19 protein-coding genes are annotated in these 25,975 nt (G+C 61.2%); 15 read left to right on the top strand and 4 right to left on the bottom strand.

Features of this window, described 5'->3' with window-relative positions:
• Positions 1-142 precede the first annotated feature (142 nt).
• The 3 genes from PMI31_RS25720 to PMI31_RS25710 all read left to right on the top strand — a co-directional run bounded on the left by PMI31_RS25720 (position 143) and on the right by PMI31_RS25710 (position 2,948).
• A complete protein-coding gene (locus PMI31_RS25720) occupies positions 143-850 on the top strand; it encodes an HPP family protein (protein WP_008022382.1) in 708 nt (235 codons plus the stop codon).
• A 97-nt stretch (positions 851-947) separates the two neighbouring features.
• Positions 948-2,420: a nucleobase:cation symporter-2 family protein gene (locus PMI31_RS25715; protein WP_008022380.1), complete on the top strand. Its 1,473-nt coding sequence runs from the start codon at positions 948-950 to the stop codon at positions 2,418-2,420.
• A 57-nt stretch (positions 2,421-2,477) separates the two neighbouring features.
• Positions 2,478-2,948, top strand: a complete 471-nt coding sequence (locus tag PMI31_RS25710; protein WP_008022378.1) for an LEA type 2 family protein — start codon at positions 2,478-2,480, stop codon at positions 2,946-2,948.
• A 105-nt stretch (positions 2,949-3,053) separates the two neighbouring features.
• Here PMI31_RS25710 and PMI31_RS25705 read toward each other — a convergent pair whose 3' ends face one another.
• Entirely contained in the window at positions 3,054-4,070 is a 1,017-nt protein-coding gene (locus tag PMI31_RS25705; RefSeq protein ID WP_008022377.1) for an AraC family transcriptional regulator, read from the bottom strand.
• Between the two features lie 143 nt (positions 4,071-4,213).
• The gene (gene pssA / locus PMI31_RS25700; RefSeq protein WP_008022375.1) at positions 4,214-5,557 is read right to left on the bottom strand and encodes a CDP-diacylglycerol--serine O-phosphatidyltransferase; all 1,344 of its coding nucleotides are present in this window, start codon (positions 5,555-5,557) and stop codon (positions 4,214-4,216) included.
• Positions 5,558-5,775: 218 nt separating this feature from the next.
• On the opposite strand from pssA, the gene PMI31_RS25695 reads away from it, so the two are divergent.
• The 3 genes from PMI31_RS25695 (at position 5,776) to PMI31_RS25685 (ending at position 7,835) form a co-directional block, all read left to right on the top strand.
• Positions 5,776-6,339 (top strand): TetR/AcrR family transcriptional regulator, encoded by a 564-nt coding sequence (locus PMI31_RS25695; protein ID WP_043302656.1) that lies wholly within the window; start codon positions 5,776-5,778, stop codon positions 6,337-6,339.
• 56 nt (positions 6,340-6,395) lie between these two features.
• A complete protein-coding gene (locus PMI31_RS25690; protein ID WP_008022369.1) occupies positions 6,396-6,872 on the top strand; it encodes a nuclear transport factor 2 family protein in 477 nt (158 codons plus the stop codon).
• A 183-nt stretch (positions 6,873-7,055) separates the two neighbouring features.
• Positions 7,056-7,835 carry a TSUP family transporter gene (locus PMI31_RS25685; RefSeq protein WP_007974280.1) on the top strand — a complete coding sequence of 260 codons (780 nt, stop codon included), beginning with the start codon at positions 7,056-7,058 and terminating at the stop codon, positions 7,833-7,835.
• Here the strand turns inward: PMI31_RS25685 and nudC are convergent.
• Both nudC and PMI31_RS25675 read right to left on the bottom strand, forming a co-directional pair.
• Positions 7,803-8,633 carry an NAD(+) diphosphatase gene (gene nudC, locus PMI31_RS25680; protein WP_008022366.1) on the bottom strand — a complete coding sequence of 277 codons (831 nt, stop codon included), beginning with the start codon at positions 8,631-8,633 and terminating at the stop codon, positions 7,803-7,805. The genes PMI31_RS25685 and nudC overlap by 33 nt on opposite strands.
• 6 nt (positions 8,634-8,639) lie before the next feature.
• A complete protein-coding gene (locus PMI31_RS25675; protein ID WP_008022365.1) occupies positions 8,640-9,452 on the bottom strand; it encodes a crotonase/enoyl-CoA hydratase family protein in 813 nt (270 codons plus the stop codon).
• 558 nt (positions 9,453-10,010) lie between these two features.
• Here PMI31_RS25675 and glgA point away from each other — a divergent pair.
• The 9 genes from glgA to PMI31_RS25630 all read left to right on the top strand — a co-directional run bounded on the left by glgA (position 10,011) and on the right by PMI31_RS25630 (position 25,730).
• Entirely contained in the window at positions 10,011-11,594 is a 1,584-nt protein-coding gene (gene glgA / locus PMI31_RS25670; protein ID WP_008022363.1) for a glycogen synthase GlgA, read from the top strand.
• A 12-nt stretch (positions 11,595-11,606) separates the two neighbouring features.
• On the top strand, positions 11,607-13,406 hold the full coding sequence (gene treZ / locus PMI31_RS25665) for a malto-oligosyltrehalose trehalohydrolase (protein WP_008022361.1): 1,800 nt from the start codon (positions 11,607-11,609) through the stop codon (positions 13,404-13,406).
• Entirely contained in the window at positions 13,399-15,477 is a 2,079-nt protein-coding gene (gene malQ, locus PMI31_RS25660) for a 4-alpha-glucanotransferase (protein ID WP_008022358.1), read from the top strand. Before treZ ends, malQ begins: the two co-directional genes overlap by 8 nt.
• Positions 15,474-18,269, top strand: coding sequence for a malto-oligosyltrehalose synthase (locus PMI31_RS25655; protein WP_008022357.1), 2,796 nt, complete (start codon positions 15,474-15,476; stop codon positions 18,267-18,269). Before malQ ends, PMI31_RS25655 begins: the two co-directional genes overlap by 4 nt.
• A gap of 21 nt (positions 18,270-18,290) precedes the next feature.
• A complete protein-coding gene (locus tag PMI31_RS25650) occupies positions 18,291-18,623 on the top strand; it encodes a DUF2934 domain-containing protein (RefSeq protein WP_008022354.1) in 333 nt (110 codons plus the stop codon).
• Positions 18,624-18,816: 193 nt separating this feature from the next.
• Positions 18,817-20,979 (top strand): glycogen debranching protein GlgX, encoded by a 2,163-nt coding sequence (glgX, locus tag PMI31_RS25645; protein WP_008022353.1) that lies wholly within the window; start codon positions 18,817-18,819, stop codon positions 20,977-20,979.
• A gap of 216 nt (positions 20,980-21,195) precedes the next feature.
• Positions 21,196-21,954, top strand: coding sequence for a PIG-L deacetylase family protein (locus tag PMI31_RS25640; protein ID WP_008022351.1), 759 nt, complete (start codon positions 21,196-21,198; stop codon positions 21,952-21,954).
• A gap of 114 nt (positions 21,955-22,068) precedes the next feature.
• Positions 22,069-22,833, top strand: a complete 765-nt coding sequence (locus tag PMI31_RS25635) for an endonuclease/exonuclease/phosphatase family protein (protein ID WP_052037668.1) — start codon at positions 22,069-22,071, stop codon at positions 22,831-22,833.
• Between the two features lie 272 nt (positions 22,834-23,105).
• Positions 23,106-25,730 (top strand): autotransporter family protein, encoded by a 2,625-nt coding sequence (locus PMI31_RS25630; protein ID WP_008022348.1) that lies wholly within the window; start codon positions 23,106-23,108, stop codon positions 25,728-25,730.
• Positions 25,731-25,975 lie beyond the last annotated feature (245 nt).

The following is a 25,975-nucleotide window of genomic DNA, read 5'->3' as shown; positions in this document are numbered from 1 at the left end:
GGATATGTACACCACCAACAAAATACGCCAGCCATGAGGCCGCCATCGCCAGCAAGCCGGCTCCTACAGGTATCGGTGTTCCCCTGGATTGCGTGAAGAACCTTTTTTTGCCTCGCTTTTTTCTGCCGGAGTTTTTCTCGGAATGCTTGCTCGCTGGTTGCCCGCCGCCATCAACACCCGCCCCACTGAATGGAGCCGCGCCGCCATTGGCATGGCCTTGGGAACGCTGCTCAGCGTGTGGTTCTGTGCCCAGGTGTTCGGCATTGAGGTGGCCCAGCACCTGATCGGCCCGCTGGGGGCGTCGGCGGTGTTGCTGTTTGCCGTGTCTTCGGGCGCGCTCGCCCAACCCTGGTCGATTCTGGGCGGCTACCTGAGTGCCGCAGTAATTGCGTTGCTGGTGGCCCATGTGCTGGGCCGAACCCTCGGTAGCGCTTGCCTGGCCGCGGGCATGGCGTTGATCCTGATGTGCTGGCTGCGGTGCCTGCATCCACCGGCAGGAGCATTGGCACTGACCCTGGTACTGGCCGATCCGGCCACCATTGCCATGGGCTGGAAAGCCATTGAACCGGTAATGCTAAGCGCGGCGACGATGCTGAGCTGCGCCCTGGCCTACAACAACCTGACCCGCATTCGTTACCCCAAAAGTGCCAGCGAACCGGTGGTCATGATCCCGGCCGGTCAGCCGCCGCTCGACCGTCAAGCCATCACCGCCGAAGACCTGAAACTGGCGCTGGCCGATATGGAAGCGTTCTATGACGTCACACCCGAAGACCTCGAACAGTTGATCCAGGCCAGCCAACTGCACGCCAAACGCCGCAGCGTTGGCGAGGTGCTCGCTCCACGACTGTAAACCACTGTTTTTGAGGTTCTTTTGCCGTGGCCGGGCGGTTCTGGCATCCTGCGCCTCCATTTTCTGACCCGGCCCGCCTTCTGGCACGCAAACCACCATGACCGCCTCCGAAAAAGCCCCTGCTCCACGCCACAGCGACCTGATTTACGGCCTCGACGACCGCCCGCACCTGACCGCCACCGTCTTCGCCGCCCTGCAACATGTGCTGGCGAGTTTCGTCGGCATCATCACCCCGACGCTGATCATGGGCAGCGCCCTGGGGCTACAAAGCGAAATTCCTTATCTGATCAGCATGGCGCTGTTCGTCTCCGGCCTGGGCACCTTCGTGCAGGCACGGCGCTTCGGCCCGGTAGGCTCCGGCCTGTTGTGCCTGCAAGGCACCAGCTTCTCGTTCATCAGTGTGATTCTCAGTGCCGGCTTCATGGTCAAGGCCCGGGGCGGCGGCACCGATGAGATTCTCTCGACCATCTTCGGTGTGTGTTTTTTTGCCGCGTTCATTGAAGTGGTGCTGAGCCAGTTCATCGGCAAACTGCGCATGCTGATCACCCCGGTGGTGACTGGGACGATCATCACGCTGATGGGCTTGTCGCTGATCAAGGTGGCCATGACCGACATCGCCGGAGGCTTCGGCGCCACAGACCTGGGTGCTGCCAGTCACCTGGCCCTGGCGGCGCTGGTGCTGGGAACCATCGTGGTGTTGAACCGGGTGGACGTGCCGTTTCTGCGCCTGGGCGCGATCGTCATCGGCCTGACCCTGGGCTACGTGGTGGCATGGCTCATGGGGCAAGTGGATTTCAACAGCCTGCCCGAAGTCTCGCTGGTGAGTGTACCGGTACCGTTCAAGTACGGGTTCGCCTTCGATTGGGTGGCGTTCATTCCGGTGGCGGTGATTTTCCTCGTTTCGCCGCTGGAGGCCGCCGGAGACCTCACGGCCAACTCGATGATCTCCCGGCAACCGGTCAAAGGCCCGGTGTACATTCGCCGAATCAAGTCCGGCCTGCTCGCCGACGGCCTCAATTCGGCCATGGCAGCGGTGTTCAACAGCATGCCGATGGTGACCTTCGCCCAGAACAACGGGGTGATCCAGCTCACTGGCGTTGCCAGTCGCTACGTGGCGTTTTTCATTGCCGGCCTGCTGGTGGTGCTCGGTCTGTTCCCGATGATCGGGGCCGTGTTGCAGTTGATGCCGAAGCCGGTGCTGGGTGGTGCGGAGCTGGTGATGTTCGGCACCGTCGCCGTGGCCGGGATCAAGATCCTCGCCGAGGCCGGCCTGCACCGACGCAACATGCTGATCGTGGCGATTTCACTCGGCATGGGCCTGGGTGTGGCCGCCGTGCCGGAAGTCTTGCGTGAACTGCCCAAGGCCCTGCACAACATTTTCGAATCGCCCATCACCGTCGGCGCGCTGTGCGCTATCGTTCTTAATATCTTCCTGCCCGAGGAGTTCATCGAGCTGGAGGAGGACGAATTCGATCCAGAGGCCTCCGTGCTTCAGGTGATGCAGAACCCCGATGTGACCGCCAGGGATGAAACGGCCAAGGCTGCGGCGGTTGCACAGTCAAACCGCTAGACGGGCTCGAGGGCTGAGCCGCTGGCGGCTCAGCCCTTTTCAGATGAGAGCACGTCCATGCGCAGCGTCCACGCGGTCCTGATTTCCCTCCTGCTCTGCCTGAGTGCCTGCTCCTCGCTGCCCTATAGAGACCCGGTGAAAGTCAACGTCGTGGGTATCGAGCCCCTGCAAGGCGAGAGCATGGAAGTGCGCTTTGCCGTGAAAATCCGCGTGCAGAACCCCAATGACATCACCCTTACTTATAGCGGCGTCGCCCTCGACCTGGACATCAACGGCCAGCCATTCGCCTCTGGCGTCACCGATGAGAGGGGCGAGATCGGGCGTTTTTCCGACACCGTCGTCAGCGTGCCAGTCAGCGTTTCGGCGTTTTCGGTGGTCCGCCAGACCTATGGCATCAGCCAGATGAAAACACTCGACAACATGCCTTATATCCTGCACGGCAAGCTCTCGGGCGGAGTGTTCAACACGACGCGCTTCGTGGACAGTGGCACGATCAATCTGCCAGGTTCGATCACTGGCAGCCGTTGAAAACCTGCGCTTGATCCGCACCGATGCCATTCAATTTGCCAGCGGGACTTCCCCGACGTAAATCCGGAAAATCACCCGCGTAGAATGGTCATTGCGTCGCCGGGCTCACTCGACGTCATTGAGAATCAGGCTGCGGTAATGCCCCGGATTTGACCCCGACCACTTGCGAAACGCCTTGTAGAACGAGCTGACGTCAGCGAACCCGAGCCGCGTGGCGATTTCACTGAAGCTGATCGCGGGCTCGGCCAGCCAGACAATCGCCAGTTCCTTGCGCACACCATCCTTGAGACCTTGATAGGTCTGCCCTTCTTCGGCCAGTCGGCGGCGCAAGGTTGAAGCCGACATGCACAGGCGTTGCGCCAGGGCTTCGGTTTCCGGCCAGTGTTCGGCTGGCAGGTGGCGTAGATCATGTTTGATACGACTGGCCAGGCTCTGCGGATCGCGGTACTTCACCAGAATGTTCGCTGGCGCATGAGCCAGGAATCGCTTGAGCTCCTCGGGGCTGCGCTTGATCGGCAAATCCAGGCAATCGGCGGAGAAAATCATCCGCGTACGCGGACGGTCGAAACGCAGGTTCTCGGAAAACATCACCTGATAGTCATCGCAGAAATCCGGTTTCGAACAACGCAGCTCGATGGCCAGAATCGGAATCCGCCGCCCTGCCAGCCAGCAGGCAACGCCGTGCACGATCATCCAGTAGGTGAAATAGGTAAAGGCCCGGCGCGGGTCTTTGTCGTCCTCCAGCAGGACGATTTCCGCCAGGCTTTGCTGACGCACCAACTGCGCCGGCAGGTGCTCGAGGATCAACGACAGAAACACCAGGCCGCTGGCCAGCCCCGCCGCCACGTTGGGCTGGAGCATGGCGCTGCGACACAGAAACGCAAAACTGCCGGATTTCAGTTTGCGTGGGTCCATGCCAAAAAACTCATCATCCCCGCGCCGTGCCAGCAACCGCCACAGTCGCGCATAAGCAGTGGCCGGAACACGGGCATCGGCGTTACCCAACAGCTGTGGGTCGATGCCAACCTTGACCAGCACCTCGTCCGTGGCGATGCCTGGCGCGCAGCTTTGCAACAGTGCTTCACGCACCAGTTGGATGGAGATGGTGTCTTTTTCCGACATGGATCGCGGCAAGCCCTGTTCTTCTTCGAGTGGGGGGCATATTAGCTGAAACCGCGCGCTCGACGCAGATCCTGTGGGCCACGAAACCTTGTGGGAGCGAGCCTGCTCGCGAAGGCGTCAGTCGCCGCAGGCTGCGATCTTTTTTAGAGAATGCGGTAAAGCAAGCGCTCGATCCGCACACGACTCACGCGCTTGAGGAATTTGGCGACGCCCGTCGGGTATTCGGCGAGGGTTTCCAGGTTCTGGAAATGCTCGATGCGACGGGTGTGCTGGAAGATCTCTGTCAGCTCATTGCGACGCGGCTCCAGCAGTTCGCCATGGGGATCATCGATCAACAAGGCGTTTTCCAGGTCGAGTCGAAACGCTCGCGGGTTGAGGTTGTTGCCGGTCAGCAAGGTATAACGCTGATCGATCCACATGCCCTTGAGGTGATAGGTGTTGTCGCCATCACGCCACAGGTGCAGGTTCAACTGGCCGCTGTCGATGTTGCGCTGATGGCGCTTGGCAAACCGGCGCAAGCTGATTTCGTACAGGTACGGCAGCGCCGAAATGACCCGGAACGGCTCGCTCGGCGGAATGTAGAAGTCGTTGGCCGTCTTGTCGCCGACCACGATATCGATCTTCACCCCACGGGCCAGCGCGCGGTTGATCTCGCGGATGATCGCCAGCGGCAGGTTGAAGTACGGTGTGCAAATGGTCAGTTGCTGCCGGGCGCTGGCAATCAGTTCGCAGATCACCCGGTTCAGTGGATTGTTCTTGCCGACGCCGAGCAGCGGACTGACTGACAGACCCGCCCTGTCGATGGTGCCCCGCGTGGTGTCGTACGCCGCGTGCTTGAGACGGCTGCGCAGGTCGCCGATGTCATGGCGCAGGCTGCGGGTGGTCGGCAGGTTCGGCAGGTCGAGGCGGTGCACCGCTTTCGAGGCCACCAGGCCGTGCTGCACCAGGTGCTGCATCGAATCGGCCAGTTCGCGATTGTGCAGCAGGTGATAGCGGTCGTAGCGGTACTTGTCGAACTTGTGCAGATAGACGTTGTTCAGGCTCGCACCGCTGTAGATCACGCAGTCATCGATCACGAAGCCTTTAAGGTGCAACACACCGAACAGTTCGCGGGTTTGTACCGGGACGCCGTAGACCGGCACAACACTTTCGTGGGTGCGGGTCATTTCCTGATACCAGGCGGAGTTGCCCGGTTGCTTGCCGGCACCGATCAGGCCGCGCTGGGCGCGCAGCCAGTCGACGACGACCACCACGTCCAGTTCCGGACGCGCCAGTTTGGCCGCGTGCAAGGCGTCGAGGATTTCCTGACCGGCTTCATCCTGTTGCAGATACAACGCAACGATGTAAATGCGCCGGGTCGCGCTGGCGATTTTCTCCAGCAGGCAACGACGGAATTCGGCAGCGCCGCTGAGGATGCTGAGGGCATCGGCTGTCAGCGGAAAACTGCGTAGTTTGGGCAGCAGGGAGCGTTTGAAAAGCGACGGCATAGGGCTCGCAAAGGGTCGAATCCGAAGAACCCGAGAGCTTACACCATCGATGGGTTTGGGTCTTGTTGGTGTCTGTTCTGATGCCATCGCTGGCAAGCCAGCTCCTACAGATTGACCGCATTCCCCCTGTAGGAGCTGGCTTGCCAGCGAAGGCCATTTATCAGGCCCTGCAAAAATACCCATTGACCAAGGAGAACGATCGTTCTACTGTTAGCCACATGAACGAAATCACTAGCAATGACACACGCGACATCATTCTGGATGTCACCGAAAAGTTGATCTACAAAAGTGGCATAGCCGCCACCGGCATGGATCTTCTGGTGAAAACCGCCGGCGTCTCCAGAAAAAGCATTTACCGCTACTTCGCCAACAAGGACGAACTGGTGGTGGCCGCCCTGCAACGCCGCGACCAGCGCTGGATGCACTGGTACCGTGAGGAGGTCGGCCAGGCCGAAACCCCGGCCGAGCGACTGCTCAACCTGTTTACCGTACTCAAGTCGTGGTTCGCCTGCGAGGGCTTCCGCGGTTGCGCCTTCATCAACACCAGTGGCGAAACCGGCGACCCGCAAGACCCGGTGCGCCTGGTCGCCAAAGAACATAAACAGAAGCTGCTCGACTACGTGTGCGAGCTGTGTACCGAACAGGGTGCCGAGGATCCGCAGATGCTGGCCAGACAGCTGCTGATCCTGATCGATGGTGCCATTACTGTGGCGCTTGTAATGGGTGATCACAGTGCTGCCGATAATGCGCAATGCATGGCGCGAAAGTTATTGGACCTGTAGCAACTTAATCAAGCTCGACCTTGTGTTTGAACTTTAACTTGATACGGAGACTTGAAATGTCTAATGCCGAAGTTCGTCCGCCATTACCCCCTTTCACCCGTGAATCGGCCATTGAAAAGATTCGCCTGGCTGAAGACGGCTGGAACTCCCGCGACCCCGAGCGCGTGTCCCTGGCCTACACCCTGGACACCCAATGGCGCAATCGCGCCGAGTTCGCCTACAACCGCGAAGAAGCCAAAGGCTTCCTGACCCGTAAATGGGCCAAGGAGCTGGATTATCGACTGATCAAGGAACTCTGGGCCTTTACCGACAACCGCATCGCCGTGCGTTATGCCTATGAATGGCACGACGACTCGGGTAACTGGTTCCGCTCCTACGGCAACGAAAACTGGGAGTTCAACGAGGACGGCCTGATGGCCCGCCGCTTCGCCTGCATCAACGACATGCCGATCAAGGAAAGCGAGCGCAAGTTCCACTGGCCGCTGGGGCGCCGTCCTGACGATCACCCGAGCTTGTCGGATCTTGGTCTGTAAACACGTCATTTTCGCAGGAGCTGGCTTGCCAGCGAAGGCGTCGTCGGATCCAACACCAATGTTGGCTGACACACCGCTTTCGCTGGCAAGCCAGCTCCTACAATGGTGTTGTGTTGTTCGGGTGGGTAAGATGTCGCCCCTTCCCTGCAGCCTCTTTCTGCACCCGCCGAATAAGCCGATCCCATGCCTTTCGAACTCAGCGTTGACCTCTCCACCCTGGCCATCCTGGCCCTTGTCGCTTTTGTTGCCGGTTTCATCGACGCCATTGCCGGTGGCGGTGGTCTGTTGACCACCCCGGCCCTGCTGACCGCCGGCCTGCCGCCGCATCTGGTGCTGGGCACCAACAAGCTCAGTTCGACCTTCGGCTCGGCGATTGCCAGTTTCACTTTCTACCGCCGCAAGCTGTTCCACCCCGCGCAATGGGTGCACGCCATCGTCGGAACCCTGGTCGGCGCGCTGACCGGTGCCGTGGTCGCGCATTACCTGCCGGCGGAATGGCTGAACAAGATGCTGCCGGTGATCGTCTTCGCTTGCGGGGTCTATCTATTGTTTGGCGGCACGCCGAAAGCGCCAACGGACAGCGACGCACCGATCAAGAAAACGTGGCAGTCGACCCAAGGCTTCAGCCTCGGCTTCTATGACGGCGTGGCCGGTCCCGGTACGGGCGCGTTCTGGACCGTGAGCAGCCTGCTGCTGTACCCCATCGACCTGGTGAAGGCCAGCGGAGTGGCGCGCAGCATGAACTTCGTCAGCAACGCCGCGGCGCTGTCGATCTTCATCTTTTCCGGTCAGGTGGACTGGATCATCGGCCTGTGCATGGGCTCGTCGTTGATGGTCGGCGCCTTCTTCGGCGCCCGCACCGCCATCAGCGGCGGCGCGAAATTCATTCGCCCGGTGTTCATCACCGTGGTGCTGGGCCTGACCGTGCGCCTAGCCTGGCAGCACTGGTTCAGCGTGGCCTAAACGCCGCGCCACATAGACGTCGATCAGGTAACGGGCAATCGAGCGTGACGCTGGCAACGGCGGCAGCTCGTGCACGTTGAACCACTGGGCATCCTCGATCTCGTCTTCCTGACAGACGATCTCGCCACTGGCGTATTCAGCATGAAAGCCAAGCATCATCGAGTGCGGGAATGGCCAGCACTGGCTGCCCATGTACTGGATGTTCTTCACCTCGATGCTCACCTCTTCGCGAACCTCGCGAATCAGGCAGTCCTCGGCCGATTCGCCCGGCTCGGCAAACCCGGCCAGAGTGCTGTAGACACCCGGCACGAAACGCGGCGAACGGCCCAGCAGAATCTCGTCGCCACGGGTCACCAGCACGATCATGCTCGGTGAGATGCGCGGGTAATAGCGCAAGTCGCACGGCTCGCAGTACATCGCCCGTTCACGCACCACCTGATGGGTCGCCTGCCCGCAATTGCCGCAAAAGCGGTGCTCGCGGGCCCAGGTGCCGATCTGGGCGGCGTAACCGAGCACCTTGTAGAGCGTTTGATCGCCTTCGAGCATGAACGCCCGCAGGCCTTTCCAGTTGCAGCCCGGCACCTCGCTATGACTGCGCAGCTCCAACAGGTAGACCGGCTCGCCATCGAGATGACCGATGCCATGTTCGGCGAGAATCGACAGGTCCTGACGCTTTAACCATTCGCGCGCAAACAGTGCGCCATTGTCATCGAACAGAAAGCCCTCGGGGCTGCGCGCAACGGCCCAGCCGCCAGGTTGATCGGTGTCCAGTACTGCCGTGGTCCAGCGAGGAATCATGGTTAATCAATCCAGAAATTCGGGTTTCTGTTTGCTCATATGGGCGGCCATGGCCACGCGCAGATCGGTGGATTGCAGCATGGCAGCGTTCCAGGTGGCGATGTATTCGAGGCCGTCATCGATGCGATGGTCACGCATGTAGCTGATCATCTCTTTGGTGCCGGTGACGGCGATCGGCGACTTGCCGGCGATTTCACGGGCAATGCCCATGACGCCGTCGAGCAGGCTGGCGTTGTCGCTGTAGACACGATTGACCAGGCCCATGCCCCGCGCTTCGTCGGCGCCAAACGTGCGACCAGTGTAAGCCAGTTCACGCAGCATGCCGTCACCGATGATCCGCGGCAAGCGTTGCAATGTGCCGACGTCGGCAGCCATGCCGATGTCGATTTCCTTGATTGAAAATTGTGCGTCCTCGGCGGCATAACGCATGTCGCACGCGGCAATCAGGTCGATGGCGCCACCCAGGCAGTAACCCTGTATGGCCGCAAGCACCGGTTTGCGGCAGTTATCGACCGCGTTGAACGACGCTTGCAGGGTGAGAATCTTGCGTCGCAACAGGCGCGCATTGCGCCCGACGTCCTTGCCCAGTTCATTGGCCACGCCGGCCAGCATCATCAGGTCGATACCCGAGGAGAAATGCTTGCCTGCCCCGCTGAGGACCACCACGCGGACTTCATCGGTGTCGTCGATCCACTGGAAGATCTCGACGATCTCGCTCCAGAACGCAGCGTTCATCGAGTTGATCTTCTCCGGGCGGTTGATCTGCACATGGGCGACTTTATCGACCAGTTCGACGTTGAACGCGGTGTACCGAGACATGCCAGTGATCCTTTTGCGGGCAAAAATGAGGCCCGAACTATAACAAGGCATCAAGGCGGGCAGTAAGGCAGTAGTTCAGCCAAATGCGGGACTCACCGCACGCACCGAAACGGTGCGCAGCCGCTCGATCACCTCGCACATTTATGTGACTGCCTAGTGACTTTTTGAGGCCAAACCGCAAAAAAACATGCACTTCGTCGGGGCGTTTGCACCTCGATCAGGCACGTCCGTACCGCTACAAACCGATTGTCGAACAATTTTGCCATCTGCCCTTTACCGCTCTAAGTTCTGGCCTAGACTCATTTTCTCGAGATGAGACCGATCGGTCACAAAGTGGAAAAATAGTCGAAACTTTTCCCAATCCCGATCGGTCCTCTGACAAGAAGGTGCGTTGCGACTGGTGCAATCCTTGCAACGGCTCATTCACCCCTTTTGCTTCGACGCATTGGGCAGCGCTTGCTCACTGATGCGTAGCGCGATTGCGCCCGGCCAGCGGAATTGGCCATGAAACACCGTTTGCCAGACCTAAGAATTAGATCAACAACACGGGAGATTCATATGATCGGTACGGCTTTGGAAATACAGGGAGAGCGTGCTCATCAGGTCGGCGAGTCGAGCGCCGTAACTGCCGCAAACACCCAACCCGTCAGCGTTCCTGGCACCAGGACGCTGACCCCGGCAGCCAACCAGAATCCGAACCGAAAAAAAGTGTTGTTCGTTACCTCGGAAATTGCCGACCTGGTGAAAACCGGTGGCCTGGGCGACGTTTCCGCAGCGCTGCCACGGGCCATGGCCCACCTGCACGATGTGCGGGTGTTGATCCCGGGTTACCCGCAGGTGCTGCACAGCGAGAACCCCATTCATATCATCGGTGAGCTTGGCGGTCATGCTGCGTTGCCACCGTGCAAGATCGGGCGCATGGACATGCCCGATGGTCTGGTCATTTACGTGTTGATCTGCCCCGAACTCTACGAGCGCGAAGGTTCGCCCTACGGCGCCAACAACGGCCGCGACTGGCCGGACAACCATATCCGTTTCGCCCGCCTGGGCTTGGCGGCGGCCGATATTGCCGCCAACCTCGCACAAATCCACTGGTGCCCGGACCTGGTGCACGCCCACGACTGGCCCGCCGGCCTCGCCCCGGCCTACATGCACTGGCGTGGGCAACGCACGCCGACGCTGTTCACCATTCACAACCTGGCGTATCAAGGCGTGACCAGCCTGGGTTCGTGCCCCGAACTGGGCATTCCCCATCACGCGCTGCAACAGGAAGGCATGGAGTTCTACGGCAAGATGTCGTTCCTCAAGGCCGGCATGGCCTATTCGAGCCACATCACCACCGTCAGCGCGACCTACGCCCAGGAAATCACCACCCCGGATTTCGGCTGCGGTCTCGACGGCTTTCTCGCCGCCAAGACCCAGCAAGGCCTGCTCAGCGGGATTCCCAACGGCATCGATGAAAGCTGGGATGCGGCAACTGATCCCCACCTGTTCTGCCCGTTCAACATCGGCGACTGGGATGGCAAGGCGGTGAACGCCGCCCATGTCCGCGAGCTGTTCGGCCTGCAAGACTCCGAAGGGCCGCTGTTCGCCGTGGTTTCGCGCCTGGTCTACCAGAAAGGCCTGGACCTGACCGAAGCGGTCTCCGAATACATCGTCAATTCCGGCGGCCAGATCGCAATCATCGGCCGTGGCGAGCCGGAGGAAGAACAGTCGATGCGCGAACTGGCCCTGCGTTTCCCCGGGCAGATCGGCGTGCGCATTGGTTTTAACGAAACCGATGCCCGGCGCATGTTCGCCGGCAGCGACTTCCTGCTGATGCCTTCGCGTTACGAGCCCTGCGGCCTGAGCCAGATGTACGCCCAGCGCTTCGGCTCGTTGCCGGTGGCCCGCAATACCGGTGGCCTGGCCGACACCATCGAAAACGGCGTGACCGGGTTCCTGTTCGATGAATCCACGGTGCAGAGCTACCAGGAAGCCCTGAGCCGCGCGTTCAAGGTGTTTGCCTTCCCCGACCTGCTGCACGCCATGCGCTGCCGGGCCATGGCGGCGCCGTTCAACTGGTGCAAGGCGGTCGAACCCTACGCCGAGCTTTACGAACAGCTTGTGGCGAAAGCGTTGGGGAAATCGAACAAACAGTAAGAGGCTTGCAAGATGCCGTTACGGACCCTTGAGACCTGGCCCCACGGCGCAATCATGCTGGACGCAGAGCACACGCGATTCGCGTTGTGGGCGCCAGATGCGTTTTATGTCAGTGTCGAACTGGAAAATGGACAGTCCTTGCCGTTGCTGCCCCAGGCCGACGGCTGGTTCGTGAGCAACACCCGCTGCCCGGCGGGTACGCGGTACCGCTACAGCATCGATGGCGAGCTGGAGGTGCCCGACCCCGCCTCCCGCGCTCAGGCCGGCGATATCGACCGGCACAGCGTGGTGGTCGATCCGCAGGCCTATGCGTGGCAACACAGTACCTGGCCGGGACGACCATGGAACGAAGCGGTGATCTACGAACTGCATGTCGGTGCGCTCGGCGGCTTCAGTGCCGTCGAGCAGCATCTGGCACGCCTGGTCGAACTGGGCGTCACCGCGATCGAACTGATGCCCATCGCGCAGTTTCCCGGTGAGCGCAATTGGGGTTATGACGGCGTCCTGCCCTACGCGCCTCAGGCTTCATACGGCTCCCCCGAGCAGCTCAAGCACTTGATCGACACCGCCCATGGCCACGGCCTGGCGGTGATCCTCGACGTGGTCTACAACCACTTCGGCCCGGACGGCAATTACCTGCATCGTTATGCCAAGGGCTTTTTTCGCCAGGACAAACACACGCCGTGGGGCGCAGCCATCGACTTGCGCCGTCGCGAAGTACGGGACTTTTTCATCGAAAACGCCTTGATGTGGCTGCTGGAATACCGTTTCGACGGTTTGCGCCTGGACGCGGTGCACGCCATCGAAGACCCGGATTTCCTCCAGGAACTGGCGCAACGGGTGCGCCAGCAAACGGGACCGGCGCGGCATGTCTGGCTGATGGTCGAGAACGAACACAACCAGGCCAGCCTGCTGGAACAGGGTTACGACGCACAATGGAATGACGACGGCCACAACGCCCTGCATGTATTGCTGACCGGCGAAACCGACGCCTACTACGCCGATTACGCGCAAAACCCCACCGAACAACTGGCGCGCTGCCTGAGCCAGGGTTTCGTGTTCCAGGGCGATCTCAACCGCCATGGTGTGGCGCGCGGTGAACCCAGCGGGCATTTACCGCCCGGCGCATTCATCCTGTTCTTGCAGAACCATGACCAGATCGGCAACCGCGCCTTCGGCGAACGCCTGCATCAACTCGCCCACCCGCAAGCACTGCGGGCTGCCACGGTGTTGCTGCTGTTGTCGCCGATGATTCCGCTGCTGTTCATGGGTGACGAGTTCGCCGTCGAACAACCCTTCCTGTTTTTCACCAGCCATCATGGCGAATTGGCAAAGCAGGTCCGCGAGGGCCGACGTAACGAGTTCGCCGCGTTCAGCGCGTTTGCCGACCCGCGTCAACGCGAACACATTCCGGACCCGAATGATCCGCAGACGTTTGCAGCATCCCGCCCGGTCCTGCCATCGACCGGCCATTCAGAGATGCTCGACCTGTATGGCCGACTGCTGCAGATCCGCCATCGACTCATCATCCCGCGCCTGCCGGGCGCCCAGGCACTTGGCACCGACGTGCTGGGCGAAGGCGCGGTGAGTGCATCCTGGCGCCTGGGCGATGGCAGCCAACTGCGCATAGACCTGAACCTCAGCGACAAACCCGTAGACCACACCACACACACCGGTGCCATGTGGTTGTTCGAATACCCGCCAGAGAGCGCCGGCCTGCTGGACCAGGGCACCCTTGCTCCCTATTGCGCGCTCGTCAGCCTCGTCGCCACAGCCCCTTTGCTACCCCGTATGGAGAGCGTCCATGAGTGATGCGCAACTGGAAATTCTGGCCAGCCGTGCCGGCCTCGCGGTCGACTGGATCGATGCCAACGGCCGCCCGCAAAAAGTCGCGCCTTCAGTGTTGCGCAACGTGCTGACCGGCCTGGGCCACCCGGCTGGCAGTGCCCAGGAAATCGACGCCAGCCTGCTGGAGTTGCAGGCGGTACAACAAACACACCGCTTGCCGCCATTGATGACTGCCGATGAGGGGGGCGGCCTGGACCTGGCGCGTTACTTCGAGCCTCAAACCCCTTGCGAAATACACCTCGAAGACGGTTCGCGGCTCAACCTGAAGCTGGACGCAAAATCGGTGCTGCCGGGGTTGGTACCGGTCGGCTATCAACAGGTCAGCATCGACGGACAAACCTTCACCCTGGCGGTGGCCCCGGCCCGTTGCTACAGCGTGGCCGATGCCGTGGATAACCCGATCCCCCGTGCCTGGGGCCTGAGCGTGCAACTGTATGGATTGCGCCGCCCCGGCGATGGCGGGTTTGGCGACACCCAGGCGCTGGAGGACCTCGCCCGGGTCGCCGGTGAACGTGGCGCCGAGGCACTGGCGATCAGCCCGTTGCATGCGATGTTTTCCAGTGATACCCACCGCTACAGTCCGTATTCGCCGTCCAGCCGTTTGTTTCTCAACAGCCTTTACTGCGCCCCCGGCACCATTCTCGGCGAACACGCACTGCGTACCGCCATCGATGCAACCGGGCTGGCCATTGAACTCAAAGCGCTGGAAGAACGGCCTCTGATTGACTGGCCGGCCGCTGCTGAAGCCAAGCATCGATTGTTGCAGGCACTGTATGAAGGCTTCGTCCAGGGTGAACACCCGTTGCACGAAGATTTCAGCAGCTTTCGTCACGCTGCCGGCGAAGCGCTGGAAAACCACTGTCGCTTCGAAGCCATCCAGGAGGCTCGCGCCGCCCGCGGTGAACACCTCGACTGGCGGCAGTGGCCCGAACCCTGGCGCAATCCGCGCAGCGCCGAAGTGGCGGCATTTGCCGAAGAAAATGCCGGGCGCATCGGCTTCTTTGCTTTCTGTCAGTGGCTGATCGCTCGCTGCCTGGAGCGTGCGCAAGCCGCCGCCCGCGCCAGTGGCATGAGTATCGGCCTGATCGCCGATCTGGCCGTCGGTGCCGATGGCGGCGGCAGTCAGGCCTGGAGCCGTCAGGACGAACTGCTCGCCGCCCTGACCGTCGGTGCGCCACCGGACATTCTCAACCGCAGTGGCCAGGGCTGGGGAATTTCCGCGTTCTCCCCTGAAGGCCTGGTACGCAATGGTTTCCGTGCCTTCATCGAAATGCTGCGGGCCAATTTCGCCCATTGCGGTGGCTTGCGTATCGATCACGTCATGGGGCTGCAGCGCTTGTGGGTGATCCCCAACGGCTCGCCACCGGCCGACGGCGCGTACCTGTACTACCCGGTGGACGACCTGCTGCGTTTGTTGACCCTCGAATCCCATCGTCACCAGGCCATTGTCCTCGGCGAAGACCTCGGCACCGTGCCGGACGGCCTGCGGGAAAAACTCATCGCCCGCTCGATGCTCGGCATGCGGGTATTGCTGTTCGAGCAGGACAACACTCACTTCAAGCCAATCCTCGACTGGCCGGACAACGCCCTGGCGACCACCAGCACCCATGACCTGCCCACCCTCAACGGCTGGTGGCATGGCCGGGACATCGACTGGAACGCCCGACTCGGCATGGTCGATACCAGCGGTGAAATCGAATGGCGCCAGCACCGCGAGCGCGAGCGTGAGGGCCTGCGCCGGGCGTTGAGCCAGGATCCGCAGAACTTTCGCGAAGAGTCCCACGAAACCGACCAGGTGCTCGATGCCAGCGTGCGCTTTCTCGGCCACACCCGGGCGCCGTTGGTATTGCTGCCGCTGGAAGATGCCCTTGGCGTCGAACAACAGGCCAACTTGCCGGGCACCATCGACACGCACCCGAACTGGTCGCGGCGCTTGCCCGGCTACAGCGAAGTCTTGCTCGATGGGGCGGATGCTGCGCGGCGCCTGGAACTGCTCGCCTGTGCGCGACTTCAGGCGGCCGAGCGTGATCGATGACTCAAGTGCCGACCCGACCGCTGCGCGCCACATTGCGCCTGCAATTTCATAAAGGCTTTACGCTTGAAGATGCAGTGCCACTGGTGCCCTATTTCGCCTGCCTCGGCATCAGCCATGTCTACGCCTCCCCGCTGTTGCGCGCCCGTGCCGGGTCAATGCATGGCTATGACGTGGTGGACCCGACCCGGGTCAACCCGGAACTGGGCGGCGAGGTGGCGCTGCGCAGCCTGGTCAGTGCCTTGCACGAGCAGAACATGGGGTTGATCCTCGACATCGTCTCCAACCACATGGCGGTCGGCGGCAGTGATAATCCCTGGTGGCTGGATTTGCTGGAGTGGGGACGCCTGAGCCCCTACGGCGAGTTTTTCGATATCCAGTGGCACTCCCCCGATCCGCTGATGGAAGGCCAGTTGCTCCTGCCGTTTCTGGGCAGCGATTACGGCGTCGCGCTGCAGGACGGCACCCTGCCCTTGCGATTCGATGCCTGGCACGGCACCTTCCATGTCGAGCACTACGAACACCGCTTTCCCGTTTGCCCCTGCGATTACGGCGAACTGCTCAAGACCGATGCGTCGCTCGATACGCAACAGGTCGAACAACTCAAATCCCTGGCCGATCGCTTCAGCACCCTGAGCTACCAGAGCGACGCCCACAGCCTGGCCATCGCGCTGAAAGCAGAATTGCGCGATCTGGTCAGCGATCCGGCCATTGCTCAAGCCATCGAGCAACACCTTAAGAACTACGACTCAGTGACCGGCGAAGGCTTTCAGCGCCTGCACAGCCTGCTGGAACGCCAAAGCTATCGCCTTGCCAGCTGGCGCACTGCGGCCGATGACATCAACTGGCGGCGCTTCTTTGATATCAATGAACTCGGCGGACTGCGCGTCGAGCGTCCAGCCGTGTTCGAAGCCACCCACGCGAAGATCTTCCAACTGGTGGCTGAAGGGCTGATCGACGGATTGCGCATCGACCACATCGACGGCCTTGCCGACCCGCGGGGCTACTGCCGAAAGCTGCGTCGTCGAGTCGACAGTCTGTCCCCGGGCCGTCACCTGCCCATCCATGTCGAAAAGATCCTCGGCGAAGGCGAAACCCTGCCTCGCGACTGGTCGGTGGATGGCACCACCGGCTACGAATTCATGAACCAGTTGTCACTGCTGCAACATGATCCACGGGGCGCGCAGACACTGGCCGAACTCTGGCATCGTCACAGCGAGCGGCCCGCCGATTTCTCTCGGGAAGCACAGCTGGCCCGCCAGCAAATCCTCAGCAGTTCCCTGGCCGGGGATTTCGAAAGCGTCGCCCAGGCCCTGCTGCAAGTGGCCCGGGACAATCTCATGACCCGCGACCTGACCCTCGGCGCTATTCGCCGGGCGTTGCAGGCGCTGATCGTGCATTTCCCGGTATACCGCACCTACATCAGCCCCCTCGGCCGGTCAGCCCGGGACGAGGTGTTTTTCCAGCAGGCCATGGACGGCGCCCGTCAATCCCTGGGCGAGGCAGACTGGCCGGTGCTCGACTGCCTGGCCGGCTGGCTCGGCGGTGAACCCTGGCGGCGACGCCCGGCCGGTCGCCAGCGCAAACGCCTCAAGCACGCCTGCGTACGCTTCCAGCAACTGACCTCGCCGGCCGCGGCGAAAGCAGTGGAAGACACCGCGTTCTATCGTTCGGCAGTCCTGCTCTCGCGCAATGACGTGGGGTTCAACACCGAGCAGTTGAGTGCGCCGGTTGCCGACTTCCATCAGGCCTGCATCGAGCGTCTCGACACCTTCCCGGACAATCTGCTGGCCAGCGCCACCCACGATCACAAGCGTGGCGAAGATTCACGCGCGCGGCTGGCGGTGTTGAGCGAACGCAGCCACTGGTACGCCGGGCAGATCGGCCTGTGGCGCACCCTCGCCCGGCCATTGCGCAATGACGATCAAGCGCCGTCGGCGGGCGATGAATTGATCCTGTATCAAGCGATCCTTGGCAGTTGGCCGCTGGACCTCGATATCGATAATCCGCTGGCGCTCGAGGCCTACGCAAAACGCCTCTGGCAGTGGCAACGCAAGGCCTTGCGCGAAGCCAAACTGCAAAGCGGCTGGAGCGCGCCCAATGACGCTTACGAGCAAGCGACCGAGGACTTCATCCAGCGCTTGCTGCTCAGCCCCGAAGGTGAACTGTTGCGTGCGGCCATTGCCAAGGCCGCGCGATCGATTGCCATCCCCGGGGCGCTCAACGGTTTGGCGCAAACCTTGCTGCGCATGACAGTGCCCGGCGTGCCGGACCTTTATCAGGGCAACGATTTCTGGGACTTCAGCCTGGTCGATCCGGACAACCGTCGACCGGTGGATTACACCCGTCGCCAGCAGGCAATGCAGCCTTCGGTTGATCCACTTGACCTGCTGACGAACTGGCGTGACGGGCGCATCAAGCAGGCCTTGATTGCGCGCACCCTGGGCCTGCGTGCCGAGCACGCCGAGCTGTTTCGGCGTGGCACTTACCAGGCCCTGGAAGTGGTGGGCAGCGAGGCCCATCGAGTGCTGGGTTTTGTCCGTGAACGGGAGGGAAAACGCGTCATCGTGATTGTGCCGATCCGTTGTGCCGAACTGCTGGAAAACGGTGCCGAACCACAGGTCCACGCGCCGCTGTGGGGCGATACCCGGGTCAAGTTGCCGTTCACCCTCCCTGACGAACATCTGAAGGGACTTTTTTCCGGCATCACAGTCACAAAACACAGGGAGCTGCTGGTCAGCGCCGCGCTGGGGGATTTCCCGGTCAATCTCATTATTCAAACTACCCACACTTGAGTTCAGTTAAGGAGCATTGCAATGAGTACCGACGAAAAACGCATCCGCGAATTCGCCTATCAGATCTGGGAGTCCGAAGGAAAACCCGTAGGTCAGGAAGCCCGCCACTGGGAGATGGCGTGCAAGCTGGCAGAAGCCGAAGCCCTGGCCCCGAAAAAGTCTCCGAAGGCCGCCGCCAGCAAGGCAGCGCCGAAGAAAACCGGCGACGCAAAACCTGGCCCCGACAAGACGCTCAACGGCAAGACCGCACCGAAAACCAAAGCCAAACCGGCGGCGGCTTCAAAGGTGATCCCGCCAGGAGAAAAGGCCATCGAGAAAAAGCCCCGGGCGGTGCGAAAACCGCCGGCGGTTTGACCCGCACGGCGTTTGCCCTGATTGACCGGGTGGCACACCTGTCCACCACCGTGGACGCGTTCGCCCGAAAAAACACCTGTAGGAGCGAGCTTGCTCGCGAAGAGGCCATCACATCCAATATTGATGTTGCCTGACACACCGTTTTCGCGAGCAAGCTCGCTCCTACAGGTAGCCCCCGTTTACAGGAATACCTATGACCAGTCCGAAGAAAGCCGCCGCACCAGCCCTTCGTGCCGAAGCGACACGAATCCGCGAAGGGCTGCCCTTCCCGCTGGGTGCCACCTGGGACGGACTGGGAGTCAACTTCGCCCTGTTTTCCGCCCACGCCACCCGGGTTGAACTGTGTCTGTTCGACGACACCGGCGAGGTGGAACTCGAACGCATCGAACTGCCCGAATACACCGACGAGATCTATCACGGCTACTTGCCCGACGCTCATCCGGGGCTGATTTATGGCTACCGCGTCTACGGTCCGTACGACCCGGCCAACGGCCATCGTTTCAACCCCAACAAACTGCTGATCGACCCCTACGCCAAACAACTGGTCGGCAAGCTGAAATGGTCCGAAGCGCTGTTCGGCTACACCATTGGCCACCCCGACGCCGACCTCAGTTTCGATGAACGGGACAGCGCGCCCTTCGTGCCCAAATGCAAGGTCATCGACCCCGCGCACACCTGGGGCCACGACCACCGCGTCAGCGTGCCGTGGGACAAGACGATCATTTACGAAACCCATGTGCGCGGCTTCACCATGCGTCATCCCTCGGTTCCCGAAAACGTGCGCGGTACGTTTGCCGGGTTGATGGTCGATGACGTGATGGAGCACATCCGCAAGCTCGGCGTGTCGTCCGTGGAGTTGCTGCCGATCCACGCGTTCGTCAACGACCAGCATTTGTTGCACAAGGGCATGACCAATTATTGGGGCTACAACAGCATTGCGTTCTTCGCCCCCGACCCGCGTTACCTGGCCAGTGGCAAGATTGCCGAATTCAAGGAAATGGTCGCGCACCTGCACGAAGCCAATCTGGAGGTGATCCTCGACGTGGTCTACAACCACACCGCCGAGGGCAACGAACAAGGCCCGACCCTGTCCATGCGCGGCATCGACAATGCGTCCTACTACCGCCTCAAGCCCGATGACAAGCGCTTCTATATCAACGATTCCGGCACCGGCAACACCCTGGATCTGAGCCACCCGTGCGTGCTGCAAATGGTCACCGACTCCCTGCGCTACTGGGCTTCGGAAATGCATGTGGACGGTTTCCGCTTCGACCTGGCGACCATTCTGGGGCGCTATCACGACGGTTTCGATGAGCGCCACAGTTTCCTGGTGGCCTGCCGCCAGGATCCGGTATTGCGTCAGGTCAAACTGATCGCCGAGCCGTGGGACTGTGGCCCCGGCGGTTATCAGGTCGGCAATTTCCCACCGGGCTGGGTCGAGTGGAACGACAAATTCCGCGACACCGTGCGCGCCTTCTGGAAAGGCGACGACGGGCAACTGGCGGACTTTGCCAGCCGCCTGACCGCTTCGGGCGAGATGTTCAATCAACGTGGCCGCCGACCTTACTCATCGGTGAACTTCGTCACCGCCCATGACGGCTTCACCCTCCATGACCTGGTGTCGTACAACGACAAGCACAACGAAGCCAACGACGAAAACAATCAGGACGGCAGCAACAACAACCTGTCCTGGAACCACGGCGTCGAAGGCCCTACCGACGACCCCGAGATCAACGCGCTGCGTCATCGGCAGATGCGCAATTTCTTCGCCACCCTGCTGCTGGCCCAGGGCACGCCGATGCTGGTGGCCGGCGACGAGTTCGCCCGCACCCAGGACGGCAACAACAATGCGTACTGCCAGGACAGCGAGATCGGCTGGGTCAACTGGGATCTCAGCGAAGACGGCAAGACCCTGCTCAAGTTCGTCAAACGCCTGATCAAGTTGCGCCTGACGTACCCGATCCTGCGCCGTGGGCGTTTTCTGGTGGGTAATTACAACGAGGACATCGGCGTCAAGGACGTGACCTGGCTGGCGCCCGACGGTACGCAAATGACCACCGAGCATTGGCACGACGCGCACAATCGATGCCTGGGCATGCTGCTCGATGGCCGCGCCCAGGAAACCGGCATTCGCCGCAAAGGCGCCGACGCGACGTTGATGCTGGTGGTCAACGCGCATCACGACATCGTCAACTTCCGGCTACCGGAAGTACCCGACGGTGGTTTCTGGACGTGCATGATCGACACCAACCAGCCGTCGATCCGCGGCCAGGAGCGCTTCGAGTTTGGCCACGAGTACTCGGTCACCGGCCGCTCGTTGCTGCTGTTCGAGTTGCAGCATGAGGAGCAAGAGTAACGACAAGGTTCAGGAATTCACGGCGCCACTGCCGTAGAGCGGAAAAATCATATTGGTCAGGTTCGCGATGCGACGAATAGCGTTACATGAGCAATACTCGATTCGCGGCAATCCAGGGTTTGGCTTGTCGCACATTGTTATCAACGAGCCCTCACGGGTCTGCCGGGCCTGGATCGCGCACGACTGAAGGCGAAGCAGAACAAGGACGTAATGCCCATGAAATCCGTTTCCGTCAGTGAAGCCAGCCTGCCATCGCAGATCTGGAACAGTGCCCCGCAACTGGACAGCATTCCGGTCATCAGCACCCAATCCCTGGTACCCACTGGCGCACGCGCGGTGCTCATTGCTCCGCACCCTGGCGATGAGGTCGTGACCTGCGGCGGCCTGCTGCAATTGCTCAGCAACCTGGGCCACCCACTGCAATTGATCTCGATCACCGACGGCAGCGCCAGCCATCCGGGCTCTGTGCAGTGGTCGGAGAAACGCCTCAGCGTATTCCGCCCCCAGGAAAGCGTCGAAGCCATACGCCGACTGGGGTTGCCGATGCACAGCCTGAAGTGGATACGCGGCGGGTTTACCGACAACGCCCTGGTCGAACACGAAGAACAGATCACCCGATTCATCACGCGTTACCTGCGCCCCGGTGATGTGGTGTTCAGCACCTGGCGCGAGGACGGCAACGCCGACCACGACACTGTTGGCCGCGCCAGCGCCAGGGCAGCGGCCAGTGCAGGGGCAACCTATAACGACATACCGCTCTGGGCCTGGCACTGGCCGGCACGGGACCGGGAACTGATCCCCTGGCATCGTGCACGCAAGGTGCGCCTCGACACTTGGACCGTCGCCCGCAAGAGCCACGCCATCCACGCCTACGCCAGCCAACTCGACGGCGAACCGGCCATTGGCCTTGCACCGTTGCTGCCCCGGACGCTGCTGGAGCGCATCCGTTTGCCTTATGAAATTGTGTTGGTTTGAAAGTACAGCCCATCAGACTGAACTGCCTGCTGTCGCATCAGTCGCATACATAAGCAGCCCTGAATCAGAGGAGTGCATGTGGCCAGTCATTCAAAACCGCAGGTAACCGAATCAATGCCATTGAACACGCCTGCGGCGATTCATCGGCTTCGCGTACTGACGGTCAACACCCACAAGGGATTTACCGCACTCAACCGGCGTTTCATCCTCCCCGAGCTGCGTGAAGCGGTGCGCAGTACGTCGGCAGACCTGGTGTTTCTGCAAGAGGTCGTCGGCGAGCACGACCGCCACTCCTCCCGCTACAACGATTGGCCGCAAACCTCGCAATATGAATTCCTTGCCGACAGCATGTGGAGCGACTTCGCTTATGGGCGCAACGCCGTCTACCCAGACGGTCATCATGGCAACGCCCTGCTGTCGAAGTACCCGATCCGCGAGTACCGAAACCTGGATGTTTCCATCACCGGCCCGGAACGTCGCGGCTTGCTGCACTGCGTGCTGGACGTACCAGGGCACAGCGAAGTCCATGCCATCTGCGTCCACCTCAGCCTGCTGGAAAGCCATCGCCAACTGCAATTGCAGTTGCTCTGTCAGCTCCTTGAGTCCCTGCCTGAACAGGCGCCGGTCATCATTGCCGGTGACTTCAACGACTGGCAGATGCAAGGCAATGCCGCTCTGGTCCGCCGCGACGACTTGCACGAAGCGTTCGAACGCCACCTTGGTCGTCCGGCCAAAACCTACCCCGCGCGGTTTCCCTTGTTGCGCCTCGATCGCGTCTACCTGCGCAATGCCAGCAGTCATGAGCCGAAAATACTCGGGCACAAGCCGTGGACGCACCTTTCAGACCATTTGCCGTTGGCGGTGGAAGTGCATCTCTGAATCGCGCCCATTCAGTACGAATGCCGAGAAATCGTCCCCCACCTGTTATTTCTGACAGTAGCCATGGTGCATCAGTGACTGCTACGTTGGTGATGCCCTGACAGATGCCTGTGGGGGCTTGCGCCACACGCGTAGCGTCTTGGTTGCTGAAGGTATTCGCGGGTCGTTGATTGTCCCGAAGCTGCCTTGCAATTCGCGCTGCCGAATACGTCAGTTTCCTGGCCACTCATGATGGCCCAGGGAACGGAAGTTGATCCCATCGCGGAGGCAACATGGAGTTTTCGACAGATCTGTCCAAGTACCGTCATGGCGTCTGCCTGTTCTCGATATGGTTGTGTACGAACTGGTCCCAACCCGTCTACGCCGCCTGCACACTCATCCCCACCGCCGGCAACGACAACTTTGTCTGCGACAGCGCCACCAGCGGCCCGCTGAGCGATTTATCGGGCAATAACACCCTGACCTTCCCCGCCAATGGCAGCGGCAGGATCAACGGCAACGTGACCTTCGGCGCCGGCGCCGACACGGTGAACATGGCTTCCGGCATCGTGGCCGGCGCTGTGGATCTGGGCGACGGGGCGGACAGTTTTACGATCAGCGCCGGACAGGTCACCGGGGCGGTCAGCCAGGGCAATGGCATCGATCACTTCGTCATGTCGGGCGGCTCCCTTCAGTCCCTGGCCCAAGGGGACGGCCGCGACACCTTCCTGATGACCGCCGGCACCATCGTCGGCGCCTTCGAGGATGGCGACGTCGCCAGAATGACCGGCGGCACCATTGGCCGTGTCGACATGAAACTCGATAACAATATTTTCGAGATGTCCGCCGGGCAGATCCTCGGCAATCTGGTGACGGGTTTAGGCACCGACACCATCATCGTTTCCGGCGGCCGTATCGGTGGCAATATCAGTGTCAGCAACGGCAATGACAGCATCACGGTCACGGGCGGGGAAATCGTTGGCGAGATCCGCACCGGCAACGGCGATGACACTTTGCTCTGGGACGGCGGCGGGATCATCCGCTCGCCAATCCTCCTGCAAGCGGGCGACGACCGCGCCACCTTGCGCAATCTGACCGAAAGCACCCTCGCGCTGACCCCGAGCATCGATGGTGGTATCGGCAATGATCTGCTGACCCTCGATCACACCACCTCATCGGGCGCCAGCCGCTACATCAATTGGGAAACCGTCAATCTGGGTAATGGCTCGCGCTTCGATCTGGATGGCAACTTTCAACTGGGAGACAGCACCAGCGGCACGGGAGTATTCAATATCGACGGCAGCAGCACATTGACTTCGGTGCAGGGCAGCATCACGCCATTGACCACAGGCCGGCTCGCAACCTTGAACAACGGCGGGGTCATCGATCTCACCAATGGTAACTCGCGCACCAATGACACCCTGACTGTTGAGGGTAATTACGCGGGTAACGGCGGTCAGTTGCTTTTGCAAAGCACAGTGGGCGATGACAGCTCCCCCAGTGACAAACTGATCGTGAACAACGGGACGCTGACCGGCAGTACCCTGATTACGGTCAGCAACATCGGTGGCGCGGGCGCGCTGACGCAGCAGAACGGCATCCAGTTGGTTCAGGCCCAGGGCACGGCTGTCAGCGACAACACCGCGTTCGCCCTCAAAGCCCCGGTATCGGTCGGTGCCTTCGACTACCGCCTGTTCAAAGGCGGTATCACACCTGGCAGCGAAAACAGTTGGTACTTGCGCTCCTCGGTTGTGGCACCGCCATTGGTCGCTGTCGCCAACCCTGATCCCGCCTTGCCGCCGACGCTGGTGCCTTTGGTGGCAGTACCGGTGGCCGCCCCGGTTGTTACGGTTTCCGGAGTTCCCGGGGTTCCGGGGGTTCCCGGAGTTCCCGGGGTTGAAGGGGTTGTAACAGTCGAAGCCCCGGTGTTACCCGCCGCTGTCCCGGGCGCGGCACCGATCCCACTGTACCGCGAGGCCGTTCCCACTTGGTCGGTGGTGCCGCCAGCCGCAGCACAATTGAGCCTGACGGCGTTGGGCACATTCCATGATCGCCAGGGCGACCAGCGCCTGCTGACAGAAACCGGGGCCTTGGGCGCTGGTTGGGGCCGAGTCTATGGCAAGAACCTCGAGCAGACCTGGGCCGGCACCGTCACGCCAAGACTGGACGGCTCGCTCAATGGCTTCCAGGTCGGCCATGACCTGTTCAGTTCGCAGCTGACGAGTGGACAAACCCAGCGCAGTGGTTTCTTTATCGGTCACAGCCGCCTGCAAGGTGATGTCGACGGTTTCAACGAGGGCTTCGAAGGCAAACGCTCCGGCAAGGTGGAATTGCAAGGCGACAGTCTTGGCGTTTACTGGACCCTGACCGATCCTGCCGGCGCCTATCTCGATACCGTGGCCATGTACACCTGGCTCAACGGTGACAACCATTCGCAAAGCGGTCTGAAGATCGACAATGATGGTCACGTCACGACGTTATCGGCAGAGGTCGGATACCCGATCGCGCTGGCCGCGAACTGGGTGATCGAACCCCAGGCCCAGGCGATTTACCAGAAGGTCAGACTCGACAGTCAGGACGACGGCCTCTCCCATGTCTCGTTCGATTCCGACAGCGCCTGGACCGGCCGCGTCGGCGCTCGCCTCAAAGGTCGCTACGAAGTCGGCGGTCGGCCGCTGGAACCCTATCTGCGGGCCAATATCTGGCACTCCTTCACCGGTACCGACACGGTCACCTTTGATCATGTCGATCAGGTCGAAACCCAACAACGAACCTCGTCCGCCGACCTCGGTATCGGGATGGTGCTGAGCGTCGCGACATCCGTCAGTGTGTATGCCGGCGTCGACTACAGCAGCAACATCGACAGCACCCAGCAACGGGGAACATTCGGTAACGTGGGAGTCCGGGTGAAGTGGTGAGGGCCGAAAACCACTCTGTCCCGAGGTTTTTTTTGACGAACCGTCGAACAAACAAGAACTTGGAGACACGTCATAAATCAGGCACTTAAACCTTTACCACTTATCGGCCGTCTTCTTGACGTGATCGTTCCGGTCTTCTTGACTCAGTTACTACCCCCCGGAATTACCATCAGGACCAGCCTCAGGCACCCGTAAAAACGGGTAGCCCGTGGCGAGCCCTACTCCATTCGGTCGTCCCTCATTCG

The sequence above is a fragment of the Pseudomonas sp. GM55 genome, from assembly GCF_000282395.1.
Lineage (GTDB): Bacteria > Pseudomonadota > Gammaproteobacteria > Pseudomonadales > Pseudomonadaceae > Aquipseudomonas > Aquipseudomonas fluorescens_CC.
This window is presented reverse-complemented; position numbering and strand designations above follow the sequence as displayed.